Here is a 12,038-nt window from a genome sequence, read left to right as displayed (position 1 = left end):
TCGGGTCAGCCCTTGAGGCTATCGAGGTCTTCGACGTCGATCGAACGCAGGCTGCGGAACAGCACCACGAGGATCGCAAGGCCGATTGCCGATTCAGCAGCCGCCACGGTCAAGATGAAGAAGACGAAGACCTGGCCCGCGGTATCGCCGAGGAACTGCGAGAAGGCGATGAAGTTCATGTTCACCGCCAGCAGCATCAGTTCGATGGCCATCAGCAACACGATCAGGTTCTTGCGGTTCATGAAAATGCCGAACACGGAAATCGCAAACAGGATTGCCGCCAGCACGAGGTAGTGAGTCAGTGTGATCAATTTATTCTCCCCTGCCCGCTCAGACTTCGCCGCCGTCGGCCTTGGGGGCATCGACGCTCGGACGTGCCTCGGTCGGCATCGAGACGATCTTGATGCGATCGTCGCGCTTGACCTTGATCTGCTTGGCCGGATTCTGATATTTGGTGTTCTTGCGCTTTCTGAGTGTCAGCGCAATCGCCGCAATCATGCCAACGAGCAGCAGCACAGCGGCAAGCTGGAACGGCAAGAAGTATTGCGTGTAGATCAGCTCACCCAAAACCTTGGCGTTGTTGTAGCCGGCCGGATGATCCACCAGCTGCGCACCTTCGATCTGCGCGGCGCGGTGCGTCAGGATCAGCACCATCTCGACGGCCATCACCACCGCAACGGTGCCGGCAACCGGAACGTACTTCCAGAAGCCCTTGCGCAGCTCTTCGAAGTTGACATCGAGCATCATCACCACAAAGAGGAACAGCACCATCACCGCGCCGACGTAGACGACGATCAGCGACACCGCGAGAAACTCGGCGCGCATCAACATCCACAACACCGCGCCGTTGAAGAACGACAGCACCAGATACAAAGCGGCGTGCACCGGGTTCTTGGCGGTGATCACCCGCAAACCTGCAAACAGCAGGATCGCGGAGAACACATAAAAAATTACTTCGGTCATAGCGAATCGGCCCTGTTAACGGTATTTGGCGTCTGCCGCCTTGTTGGCTGCAATCTGCGACTCGTACTTGTCACCGACGGCCAGCAACATCGGCTTGGTGTAGTACAGGTCGCCGCGCTTCTCGCCGTGATACTCGAGAATGTGCGTTTCGACGATCGCGTCAACCGGACAGGCTTCTTCACAGAAACCGCAGAAGATGCACTTGGTCAGATCGATGTCGTAACGCGTGGTGCGACGGGTGTTGTCGTCCGGGCGCGCTTCCGATTCGATGGTGATCGCCACCGCCGGGCAAACCGCTTCACACAGTTTGCAGGCAATGCAGCGCTCTTCCCCGTTGGCATAACGACGCTGGGCGTGCAGACCGCGAAAACGCGGGCTGTACGGCGTTTTTTCCTCGGGGAACTGCACCGTGATCTTGCGCTGGAAGAAGTGCCGGCCCGTGAGCATCAGCCCCTTGACCAGTTCGACCAGCAGGAAGGTCTTGAAGAAATGAGCAATATTTTCCATGTCTATCCCTTCTTACTTCCACAGCGACAGCGGGGTTTGCATCCACGCGCCGATCAGAACAATCCACACCAGCGTTACCGGGATGAACACCTTCCAGCCCAGACGCATCAGCTGGTCATAGCGATAACGCGGGAAGGTGGCACGGAACCACAGGAAGAGGAACATCATGAAGGCGACCTTGGCGACCCACCACAGGAAGGATGGGGCGCCGAGGATCGGCCAGCTTTCTGGGAACGGCGACAGCCAGCCGCCGAGGAACATCACCGACGCCATCGCGGCAATCAGCCACATGTTCGCGTACTCGGCAAGGAAGAACAGCGCAAAGCTCATCCCCGAGTACTCGACCATGTGGCCGGCAACGATTTCCGATTCGCCTTCCACCACATCGAACGGCGCGCGGTTTGTTTCGGCGACACCGGAGATGAAATAAACGACGAACAGCGGCAACAGCGGGATCAAATTCCACGACAGGATCGAGCCACCGCCGATACCGTGCCCTTGCTGGTTGACGACCTCGGTCAGGTTGAGCGAACCCGACACCATGATGACGCCGACCAGCGCAAAGCCCATCGCCAGTTCGTACGACACCACCTGCGCAGCGGCACGCAGGCCACCGAGGAAGGCGTACTTCGAGTTCGACGCCCAGCCGGCGATGATCACGCCGTAGATACCCATCGAGGTGATCGCCATCACATAGAGCAAGCCTACGTTGATATCGGCGACGACGAAGCCCGGATAGAACGGCACGACCGCCCAAGCCGCCAGCGCCGGCACCAGCACCATGACCGGCGCAAGGAAATACAGCCCCTTGCTCGCGGCGCTCGGCGTAATGATTTCCTTCAGCAGCAGCTTCACGCCGTCGGCGATCGGCTGCAGCAGACCGAACGGGCCGACCCGGTTCGGGCCGATCCGGATCTGCATGTAGCCGATGACCTTGCGCTCGGCGTACGTGGCGTAGGCGACTGCGCCCATCAGCGGGGCGACGATGCAGAGGATCTTCGCCAGCGTCCAGAGGAAGAATGCAAGGCTTTCGTTGAGGCCCAGCGTGGTTTGCAGAAATTCCATGCTTGTCCCCTTATGCCTTGACTACTTCGATGGCGCCCGAACCGAGCAGCAGCGTGGCACGGCCGAACGGCACGCGCACGACCTGATCGGCAAGGCCCTGATCTTCGGCAACGACCAGCGTCACCGCAGCACCGCCTTGCTGAACGCGGGCGTTCCCGCCAGCCACCAGACCGAACGAAGCCAGCGTTGCCGCATTCGCGCGCAACTGCCCTGCCGATTCGGCGTCAACCGTGGCTTGCAGGCTAGGTGCACGACGAACCAGTGCATCGGTTTCGTACAGCGGCACCTCGGCAAGACGAACCAGACCGGTAGCGGCCTGTGCCTTGACCGCGGCTGCCTTGGCCGGTGCGTTGTTCAGCACCTTGGCAATATCGTCGTTGAGCACATCGGCACGCACGGCTTCGGAGCTGTCGTAGTCAAACCCATTCAGGCCGAGGATGTTGCCAAGCACGCGCAATACCTTCCACGCCGGACGCGACTCACCCAACGGACGAACCACGCCGTTGAAGCTCTGCGGCTTGCCTTCCATATTGATGAAGGTGCCCGAGGTCTCCGAGAACGGCGACACCGGCAACAGCACATCGGCGTAGTCACGCGCTTCGTCGGCAAACGACGTCATCGCGACGACGAATTCGGCACCGGTCAGCGCAGCCTTGGCGGCGGCGCCGTTGCGCAAATCGGCCAGTTCGCTGTGCAGCAGCACGTAGGCCTTCTTGTTCGCGCCGATCAGATCCTTGCCCGTGGCGAAACCGACAATATCGGCACCGACGCTGTTGGCGCCGTCACGCAGCAGACCCAGCGTCGCACCGGCGATCTCGGCCAGCGCAGCGGCGGCAGCATGCAGTTCGGCAGCACGTTCGTGCTGCAAGGCGATATTGCCGAGCACCAGTGCTTTCTTCTCACCGGCAACGATCAGCTCGGCCAGCGCACGCGCCTCAAGCGAGACGTCAACGCCTGCCAAATCGATCTCGGCCGGCACGGCCTTGCCGGTGATCTCGCTTGTGCCCTTCAACACTGCCAGCACGCCTTCGACCAGTTGGTCAGGGCGAACGATCAGCTTGCCGGCCAGCTTGGTCAGCAGCTCATCGTCGTGCGGATTCAGTACGGCAAGCTTCAAGCCCTTCTTCACCGACTGGCGCAGCCGTTGCGCCAGCAGCGGTTGTTCCTTGCGCAAGGTCGAGCCGATCACCAGCACAGTCTCGCTCGCGGCGAGGTCGACAATGCTCTGACCGAGCCAGCCGGCAGCCTTGGTCTCAAAGCGCACGTCGCCGAGACGGGTGCGCGCTTCGAGGTTGCGGATGTCCAGACCGGCGAGCGACTTGCGCAGCAGGTACAGTTCTTCGAGCGTGCTGTTCGGCGAGGCGATCGCGGCAACACTGTCGGCGCCGTGGCTGGCGGTAATGCCCTTGAGCTTGGTCGCAACCAGCTCGAGCGCGGCCTGCCAACTGACGACCTTCCATTCGCCGCCATCCTTGACCATCGGCTGCGTCAGACGGGCGTCGCTGTTGAGCGCCTCGTAGCTGAAACGGTCGCGGTCGGACAACCAGCATTCGTTGATGGCGTCGTTTTCCAGCGGGAGAACGCGCATCACCTTGTTGTTCTTCACCTGAACAACGAGATTGGCACCCAAGCCGTCGTGCGCACCCACGCTCTTGCGACGCGAGAGTTCCCACGTCCGGGCGCTGTAGCGGAACGGCTTGCTGGTCAGCGCGCCGACCGGGCACAGGTCGATGACGTTGCCGGAGATTTCCGAGTTCACGGTCTTGCCGATGAAGCTCATCACCTCGACGTGCTCACCACGGCCCGGCATGCCGAGCTCCTGGTAGCCGGCGATCTCTTCGGTAAAGCGCACGCAGCGGCTGCAATGGATGCAACGCGTCATGTCGGTCGAGATCAGCGGACCGAGGTTCTTGTTGGTGACGACGCGCTTTTCTTCTTCATAGCGCGAGCCCGACTGACCATAACCGACCGCCAGATCTTGCAACTGGCATTCGCCGCCCTGATCGCAGATCGGGCAGTCGAGCGGATGGTTAATCAGCAGGAATTCCATCACCCCCTTCTGGGCCTTCACGGCCATATCGGAGTGGGTGTAGACCTTCATCCCGTCGGTGACGGGGGTAGCACAGGCGGGTAGCGGCTTGGGCGCTTTCTCGACCTGAACCAGGCACATCCGGCAGTTCGCGGCAATCGACAGCTTCTTGTGGTAGCAGAAGTGCGGGATGTGCACGCCAATGGAATTGGCGGCGTCCATCACGGTGCTACCCGTCGGAACTGTCAGTTTCTTACCGTCGATTTCAATTTCCAGCATGATCGACTCGATTCAATGGCAAATTTTTAACCAAACCCACTCAGAAGCCTGGAACCAGGCACTGCTTGTGTTCAATGTGGTGTTCGAATTCGCTGCGGAAATGCTTGAGCATCCCCTGCACCGGCATCACGGCGGCATCGCCGAGCGCGCAGATGGTCCGACCGGCGATATTACCGCCAACGGACAACAGCAGATCGAGATCTTCCGGACGGCCTTCGCCGCGTTCGATCCGGTGGACAACGCGATACAGCCAGCCCGTGCCTTCACGGCAAGGCGTGCACTGACCGCATGACTCTTCGAAGTAGAAGTACGACAAACGCTCGAGCGCCTTCACCATGCAGGTGGTTTCGTCCATGACGATGACCGCACCGGAGCCGAGCATCGACCCCGCCTTGGAAATCGAGTCATAGTCCATCGTGCACTGCATGATGATGTCGGCCGGCAAGACCGGGGAGGACGAACCGCCGGGAATCACCGCCTTGAGTTTCTTGCCGTCGCGCATGCCGCCGCACATTTCCAGCAGTTCGCTGAACGGTGTGCCGAGCGGAATCTCGTAGTTGCCCGGGCGGTTCACATGCCCCGAGACCGAGAACAGCTTGGTGCCGCCGTTGTTCGGCTTGCCCAGCTCAAGGAATTTCTGCCCACCCTCGCGGATGATGTACGGCACCGAGGCAAATGTTTCGGTGTTATTGATTGTGGTCGGCTTGCCATACAGGCCAAAACTGGCCGGGAATGGCGGCTTGAAGCGCGGCTGGCCTTTCTTGCCTTCGAGCGATTCGAGCAAGGCGGTTTCTTCGCCGCAGATATAGGCGCCGTAACCGTGATGGCCGTGCAACTGGAAGCAGAAATCCGAACCCAGGATGTTGTCGCCGAGGAAGCCGGCAGCGCGGGCTTCTTCCAGCGCGACTTCAAAGCGCTCATAAGCCTCGAACACTTCGCCGTGGATGTAGTTGTACCCGACGGTGATGCCCATCGCATACGCGCCGATGATCATGCCTTCGATCAGCGCATGCGGGTTGTACACCTGGATATCCAGATCCTTGAAGGTACCCGGTTCGCCCTCGTCGGTATTGCAGACGAGATACTTCTGACCCGGGAAGCTGCGCGGCATGAACGACCACTTCAGCCCGGTCGGAAAGCCTGCACCGCCACGGCCACGCAAGCCGGATGCTTTCATCTCGGCGATGATTTCATCCTGCGTGATTTTGTTGGCGATGATTTTCTTCAGCGCGGCATAACCGCCACGCTGCACATATGAGTCGAGCTTCCAGCTGTTTTGATCATCCAGATCAACACCCTCGAATACGACGCCTTTGACGTAAACGGTCATCTTATTCGAGCTCCGCCAGTTTCTTGTCGATCGCCTCAGGCGTCATGTGATTGCACATGCTGTGGTTGTTCACCAGCATCACCGGCGCGTACCCGCAAGCGCCCATGCATTCACCTTCCTTCAGCGTGAACTTGCCGTCGGCGGTGGTTTCATTGAAACCGATGCCGAGTTTGCTCTTCAGGTAATCAGCGGCCTGATACCCGCCCGACAAGGCACAGGGCAGGTTGGTACAGACGGTAATCTTATGGCGACCCACGGGCTTAAGATCAAACATGTTGTAGAACGTGGCGACTTCCATCGCCGCGATCGGCGCAACGCCAACATAGTCGGCGACGACAGCGACGATCTCGTTCGACAACCAGCGATGTTCAACCTGAGCAATGCGCAAGGCGCTCATCAAGGCCGAGCGACGCTGGTCCGCAGGATATTTGGCAAGCTCGCGATCGATCCGCGCTTGCGAATCGGCACTCAGCGTAGCTGCCGGTGTCAGATTACTGGTAACCATTAGCGGTCAATCTCCCCGAAAACGATGTCTTGCGTACCGATAATGGCGACAACGTCGGACAACATGTGGCCACGCGCCATTTCGTCGAGCGCGGCCAAATGGGCAAAGCCCGGCGCGCGAATTTTCAGCCGGTACGGCTTGTTGGCACCGTCGGACACCATATAGATGCCGAACTCGCCCTTCGGGTGCTCAATGGCGGCATACGCCTCGCCTTCGGGCACGTGCATACCCTCGGTGAACAGCTTGAAGTGGTGGATCAGATCCTCCATATTCGTCTTCATGCTTTCACGCGACGGCGGCGCCACCTTGGTGTCGGTGGTGATCACAGGGCCCGGATTCTCGCGCAGCCATTTCACGCACTGCTTGATGATGCGATTGGACTGGCGCATTTCTTCGATACGCACCAGATAGCGGTCGTAGCAATCGCCATTCACGCCGACCGGAATATCGAAATCGAGCTTGTCATAAACTTCGTACGGCTGCTTTTTGCGCAAGTCCCAAGCCACACCCGAGCCACGCAGCATCGGACCGGTCAGCCCCAGCGCCATCGCGCGCTCCGCGCTCAGCACGCCAATGCCGACGGTCCGTTGCTTCCAGATGCGGTTATCGGTCAGCAGCGTTTCGTATTCGTCGACGCAGGTCGGGAAACGGTTGGTGAAGTCTTCGATGAAATCGAGCACCGAACCTTCGCGATTGGCATTGAGTTTCTTGATCGCGGCCGCGTTGCGCACCTTGGATGCCTGGTATTGCGGCATGGTGTCCGGCAGATCGCGATACACGCCACCTGGACGGTAGTAAGCCGCGTGCATACGCGCGCCCGACACTGCCTCGTAGACATCCATCAGATCTTCACGTTCGCGGAAGGCGTACAGAAAAACGGTCATCGCGCCGCAATCGAGGCCGTGCGAGCCGATCCACATCAGGTGATTCAGCACCCGGGTGATTTCGTCGAACATCACGCGGATGTATTGCGCACGGATCGGCACATCAAGCTGCAGCAGCTTTTCGATCGCCATGCAGTACGCGTGCTCGTTGGCCATCATCGACACATAGTCGAGACGATCCATATACGGCAGCGACTGAATATAGGTCTTGGATTCGGCCAGTTTTTCGGTGGCGCGATGCAAAAGGCCGATATGCGGGTCGGCACGCTCGACGACTTCGCCGTCGAGTTCGAGCACGAGGCGCAACACGCCGTGCGCAGCCGGGTGCTGCGGGCCGAAGTTGAGGGTGTAGTTACGGATTTCAGACGCCACCGTAGTTCTCCTCGCGAATGATGCGCGGGGTGATTTCGCGCGGCTCAATGGTGACGGGCTGATAAATCACACGCGCCTGCTCGGGGTCGTAACGCATTTCGACGTAACCCGAGACCGGGAAGTCCTTGCGGAACGGGTGACCGACAAAACCGTAGTCAGTCAGAATGCGACGCAAGTCCGGATGGCCTTCAAAAATGATGCCGTACAGGTCGAACGCTTCGCGCTCGAACCAGTTATTGCCCGACCAGACATCGACCGACGACGGCAGCACCGGGAAATCATCGTCCAGCGCAAACACGCGTACGCGCAAACGCTGGTTATTGGCGTACGACAGCAAGTGGTAGACCGCGGCAAAACGCGAGCCTTCCCAGACACTGTCTTTGTACGTGCTGTAGTCGACACCACAGACGTCGACACAGGATTCGAAGCGCAGCTCGGCATGGTCACGCAGCAGGAGCATGGCCGCGGCGTAATCGGCGGCCTTGATCTCGATCGTCACCTCATCAAGCACGCATTTGATATTGGCGAGCTTGTCGCCGAGCACGCGCTCGAGGCTTTCCATCAGGGTATTCAGCTTGGCCATCGGGTCAGCTCCGCGCGATCGTGTTGGTGCGCTTGATCTTGTTCTGCAACTGGATCAAGCCGTACAGCAGCGCTTCTGCCGTCGGCGGACAGCCCGGCACGTACACATCGACTGGCACGATGCGATCGCAACCACGCACCACCGAGTACGAGTAGTGGTAGTAACCACCCCCATTGGCGCACGAGCCCATCGACAGCACCCAGCGTGGCTCGGGCATCTGGTCGTAGACACGGCGTAGCGCCGGCGCCATCTTGTTGCACAAGGTACCCGCCACGATCATCAGATCGGACTGGCGCGGCGACGGGCGGAACACGATGCCGAAACGGTCGAGGTCATAACGCGCCGCGCCGGCGTGCATCATCTCGACCGCGCAACAGGCGAGTCCAAAGGTCATCGGCCACAACGAGCCGGTACGGGTCCAGTTGACGACGGTATCGACCGTCGTCGTGAGAAACCCTTTTTCAAGGTTTTGCGCTTGCATCAAATCACTCCCACTCCAAAGCGCCCTTCTTCCACTCGTAGATGAAACCAACAACCAGAACGGCCAGGAAAATCATCATGGAGAAGAAGCCGAAGCTGCCGATATCCTTGAGCACCAGCGCCCAAGGCACCAGGAAGGCCACTTCGAGATCGAACAGAATGAACAGGATGGCGACGAGGTAATAACGGACATCAAACTGCATGCGGCCTTCTTCGAAGGCATCGAAACCGCACTCGTACGGCAAAAGCTTTTCGGCATCGGGTTTATTGGTCCCCAGCATTTTGCTGACCCCCCACCCCATACAGAGCGGAGCGACACCGACGAGAAGGCCGATGATCAGGAACAGCAAAATGGGGAAGTAATTCTCTTCTAGCATGCAAATCCCCGTTTCTTGAATGATGTTGATCTAACGACAACACCGGACGCATCACGCCCGGCTCACTTGTTATCGCGCTCGAAAAAAAACCGGGTTGCCCCGGTTTTTTCATAAACAGATGGTGCCGACAGTGAGACTCGAACTCACACAGCCGCAGCCACTACCCCCTCAAGATAGCGTGTCTACCAATTTCACCATGTCGGCCAATCATAAGGAAAAAGCAGTCGCGGGCGCAGACGCTTATTCCGGAATCTTGTTCTGCGTCGACTGAGCAGGCTGGCTGGCCACCGGCTTAACGCCGCTCATCACACCAAGCGAATCTTTCTTGGTGGATGGATTCATGACCAGCACCAGCGCGAGGCAGGAAACAAAGAAGATGGTGGCGCACACAGCGGTGCAGCGGCTGAGGAAGTTGGCGGAGCCCGACGAGCCAAACAGGCTACCGGCCGAACCGCTACCAAAAGCCGCACCCATGTCGGCCCCCTTGCCATGCTGCATCAGCACGAGAACGATCACCGCAATCGCGGAGATTACATTCACGATTAGTGCCAGATTCTTAATCAGTTCCATTATTTGCTCGATAGACGCGGCAAAATTGTAGCGCCGCAATGTGAATTTTGCAATCAGCCAGCGATGCGACAGATCTCGAGAAACTCGCTTGCCGACAGCGCGGCCCCACCCACGAGCACACCATCGACGCCATCTACCGCCAGCACCTGCGCCGTATTCGACGCCTTGACACTACCCCCGTACAACACACGGGTGCGCACATCGAGCGTTTGCTTGATGAACGCGTGCATTTCTGCGATCTGCTCGGGTGTTGCAACAACCCCGGTTCCGACCGCCCACGACGGCTCATAAGCCACCGCGTACAAGCTGGTCGGCACGCCGGCCAGCACTTGCAATTCTTCGGCAATCACCTGATGGGCGATGCCACTTTCACGCTGCTCGGCCGTTTCGCCGACGCAGTATACCGGCAGCAAGCCCGCATCCAGCGTTGCCCTCACCTTGCGCGCCGCCGTTTCGCTGGTTTCACCAAAGTAACGCCGCCGCTCCGAGTGCCCCACGATAACCAGCTCGCACCCGACATCGGCCAGCATCGCCGCCGATACTTCACCGGTATACGCGCCGATATGAAATTCGCACACATCCTGGGCACCAATCTGCACCGCGGTTTCCGTCAGCAAGGTCTTGGCCAGACCAAGGTAGGGATACGCAACGCAAACCGACACATTGGAGCCGAGCTCCGCACGCGCAAGCTCGGATAAAACAGACCGGATCTGCCCGATGCTGCCATGCATCTTCCAGTTACCCAAGACCTGTTTTCTGCTCATTCGCGTCTCGGCACCCGCCGGAAAAGCCCTCGATTCTAAGCCCATGCCCTATCTCCGTCAAACCACCTCAAACCCAATTAAATGCCGCTTGTCGCGGCGCGATAGAACAGTCAGCAGTCAAAGCGAGCGACTTGTAATATTTCGGAAACATCAACGCACTACGATGCTCCTCGTCAACCGATCCACCCAACCAAAAAATCTCAGGAGATTCGATCATGACCTTTGGGCGCAAACTGCTCGTTAGCGTCGGCCTCACGGCTGGTCTGTTCACTGCGTATGCTAGCGCCGTCGACATCACTGGCGCCGGTGCGACTTTCCCGTACCCGCTGTACGCGAAGTGGGCGGAGCAGTACAAGGCCAAGAGTGGCGTAGGCATGAACTATCAGTCGATCGGATCCGGCGGTGGCATCAAACAGATTCAGGCCAAGACCGTCGATTTCGGCGCAACCGACAAGCCTTTGAAGGCTGAAGAACTGGAAAAATCGGGCCTGGTACAGTTCCCGACCGTCCTGGGCGGCGTGGTACCTATCGTCAACGTCGAAGGCATCAAGGGCGGCGAACTCAAGCTCACGCCGACTTTGCTGGCTGATCTTTTCCTTGGCAAGATCAAGAAATGGAACGACCCGGCGATCGCCAAGCTGAACCCGGGCGTGAAGCTGCCGGACCTGGGTATCACCGTTGTGCACCGCGCCGATGGCTCGGGCACCACCTGGATCTTTACCAATTATCTGTCCAAGGTTTCGGCCGACTGGAAAGAAAAAGTCGGTAACGATGCTTCGGTACAATGGCCGGCCGGTGTTGGCGGCAAGGGCAACGAAGGCGTAGCGCAGTACGTGCAACGCATCAAGGGCGCGATCGGCTACGTCGAATATGCCTATGCCAAGCAGAACAAGATGGGCTACACCCAGCTGCAAAACAAGACCGGCGCTTTCGTACAACCCGATGACGCAACCTTCAAGGCCGCGGCAGCCAGCGCCGACTGGAAGGGCACACCGGGCTTTGGCGTGGTGCTGACCGACCAGGCAGGCAAGGATTCCTGGCCAATCACCGGCGCGACTTTCATCCTGATGCAGAAGAAGCAGGACAAGCCGATCAATGGCACCGAAGTGCTGAAATTCTTCGACTGGGCGTACAAGGATGGCGACAAGGTATCGCTCGACATGGATTACGTGCCGATGCCGGCTACGGTCAAGGATGTGATCCGTGGCTCGTGGAAACAGATTTCCGACGCAGGCAATACGCCGATCTGGAAGTAAGAAGTAAGCGGTAGCGGCCGGCGTCGATTAGAATCCGCCGCTACCGAAAAGCGACAGGAGCCCGCGTGGCTCCT

General features: G+C 59.1%; 14 protein-coding genes and 1 tRNA gene. 1 reads left to right on the top strand and 14 read right to left on the bottom strand.

The window, feature by feature from the left end; translation table 11 throughout:
* Positions 1-5: 5 nt before the first annotated feature.
* From nuoK to tpiA, 14 genes are all read right to left on the bottom strand, one after another.
* The gene (gene nuoK / locus JLC71_RS01465) at positions 6-311 is read right to left on the bottom strand and encodes an NADH-quinone oxidoreductase subunit NuoK (RefSeq protein WP_200916920.1); all 306 of its coding nucleotides are present in this window, start codon (positions 309-311) and stop codon (positions 6-8) included.
* 19 nt (positions 312-330) lie between these two features.
* Entirely contained in the window at positions 331-963 is a 633-nt protein-coding gene (locus JLC71_RS01460) for an NADH-quinone oxidoreductase subunit J (protein ID WP_200916919.1), read from the bottom strand.
* Between the two features lie 15 nt (positions 964-978).
* The gene (gene nuoI / locus JLC71_RS01455; RefSeq protein WP_200916918.1) at positions 979-1,470 is read right to left on the bottom strand and encodes an NADH-quinone oxidoreductase subunit NuoI; all 492 of its coding nucleotides are present in this window, start codon (positions 1,468-1,470) and stop codon (positions 979-981) included.
* A 12-nt stretch (positions 1,471-1,482) separates the two neighbouring features.
* A complete protein-coding gene (gene nuoH / locus JLC71_RS01450) occupies positions 1,483-2,535 on the bottom strand; it encodes an NADH-quinone oxidoreductase subunit NuoH (protein WP_200916917.1) in 1,053 nt (350 codons plus the stop codon).
* A 10-nt stretch (positions 2,536-2,545) separates the two neighbouring features.
* Entirely contained in the window at positions 2,546-4,843 is a 2,298-nt protein-coding gene (nuoG, locus tag JLC71_RS01445) for an NADH-quinone oxidoreductase subunit NuoG (protein ID WP_200916916.1), read from the bottom strand.
* Between the two features lie 40 nt (positions 4,844-4,883).
* Entirely contained in the window at positions 4,884-6,173 is a 1,290-nt protein-coding gene (gene nuoF, locus JLC71_RS01440) for an NADH-quinone oxidoreductase subunit NuoF (protein ID WP_200916915.1), read from the bottom strand.
* Position 6,174: 1 nt separating this feature from the next.
* Positions 6,175-6,678, bottom strand: a complete 504-nt coding sequence (gene nuoE, locus JLC71_RS01435) for an NADH-quinone oxidoreductase subunit NuoE (RefSeq protein WP_200916914.1) — start codon at positions 6,676-6,678, stop codon at positions 6,175-6,177.
* The gene (locus JLC71_RS01430) at positions 6,678-7,934 is read right to left on the bottom strand and encodes an NADH-quinone oxidoreductase subunit D (RefSeq protein WP_200916913.1); all 1,257 of its coding nucleotides are present in this window, start codon (positions 7,932-7,934) and stop codon (positions 6,678-6,680) included. The genes nuoE and JLC71_RS01430 overlap by 1 nt, the downstream gene beginning before the upstream one ends.
* Positions 7,924-8,517: an NADH-quinone oxidoreductase subunit C gene (locus JLC71_RS01425; RefSeq protein WP_200916912.1), complete on the bottom strand. Its 594-nt coding sequence runs from the start codon at positions 8,515-8,517 to the stop codon at positions 7,924-7,926. Before JLC71_RS01425 ends, JLC71_RS01430 begins: the two co-directional genes overlap by 11 nt.
* Before the next feature lie 4 nt (positions 8,518-8,521).
* On the bottom strand, positions 8,522-8,998 hold the full coding sequence (locus JLC71_RS01420) for a NuoB/complex I 20 kDa subunit family protein (RefSeq protein WP_189458291.1): 477 nt from the start codon (positions 8,996-8,998) through the stop codon (positions 8,522-8,524).
* Positions 8,999-9,002: 4 nt separating this feature from the next.
* On the bottom strand, positions 9,003-9,374 hold the full coding sequence (gene ndhC / locus JLC71_RS01415) for an NADH-quinone oxidoreductase subunit A (protein WP_200916911.1): 372 nt from the start codon (positions 9,372-9,374) through the stop codon (positions 9,003-9,005).
* 119 nt (positions 9,375-9,493) lie between these two features.
* Positions 9,494-9,578, bottom strand: a tRNA-Leu gene (locus JLC71_RS01410).
* Between the two features lie 36 nt (positions 9,579-9,614).
* Positions 9,615-9,944 (bottom strand): preprotein translocase subunit SecG, encoded by a 330-nt coding sequence (gene secG / locus JLC71_RS01405; RefSeq protein WP_200916910.1) that lies wholly within the window; start codon positions 9,942-9,944, stop codon positions 9,615-9,617.
* Positions 9,945-9,997: 53 nt separating this feature from the next.
* Positions 9,998-10,708, bottom strand: coding sequence for a triose-phosphate isomerase (tpiA, locus tag JLC71_RS01400; RefSeq protein ID WP_200916909.1), 711 nt, complete (start codon positions 10,706-10,708; stop codon positions 9,998-10,000).
* Positions 10,709-10,923: 215 nt separating this feature from the next.
* Here tpiA and pstS point away from each other — a divergent pair, with 215 nt between their 5' ends.
* Entirely contained in the window at positions 10,924-11,964 is a 1,041-nt protein-coding gene (pstS, locus tag JLC71_RS01395) for a phosphate ABC transporter substrate-binding protein PstS (RefSeq protein WP_200916908.1), read from the top strand.
* Positions 11,965-12,038 lie beyond the last annotated feature (74 nt).

It is taken from the genome of Jeongeupia sp. HS-3 (assembly GCF_015140455.1).
In the GTDB taxonomy this organism is placed as follows: domain Bacteria; phylum Pseudomonadota; class Gammaproteobacteria; order Burkholderiales; family Chitinibacteraceae; genus Jeongeupia.
The sequence above is the reverse complement of the archived record's forward strand: the minus strand, read 5'-3'. Positions and strand labels throughout refer to the sequence as shown.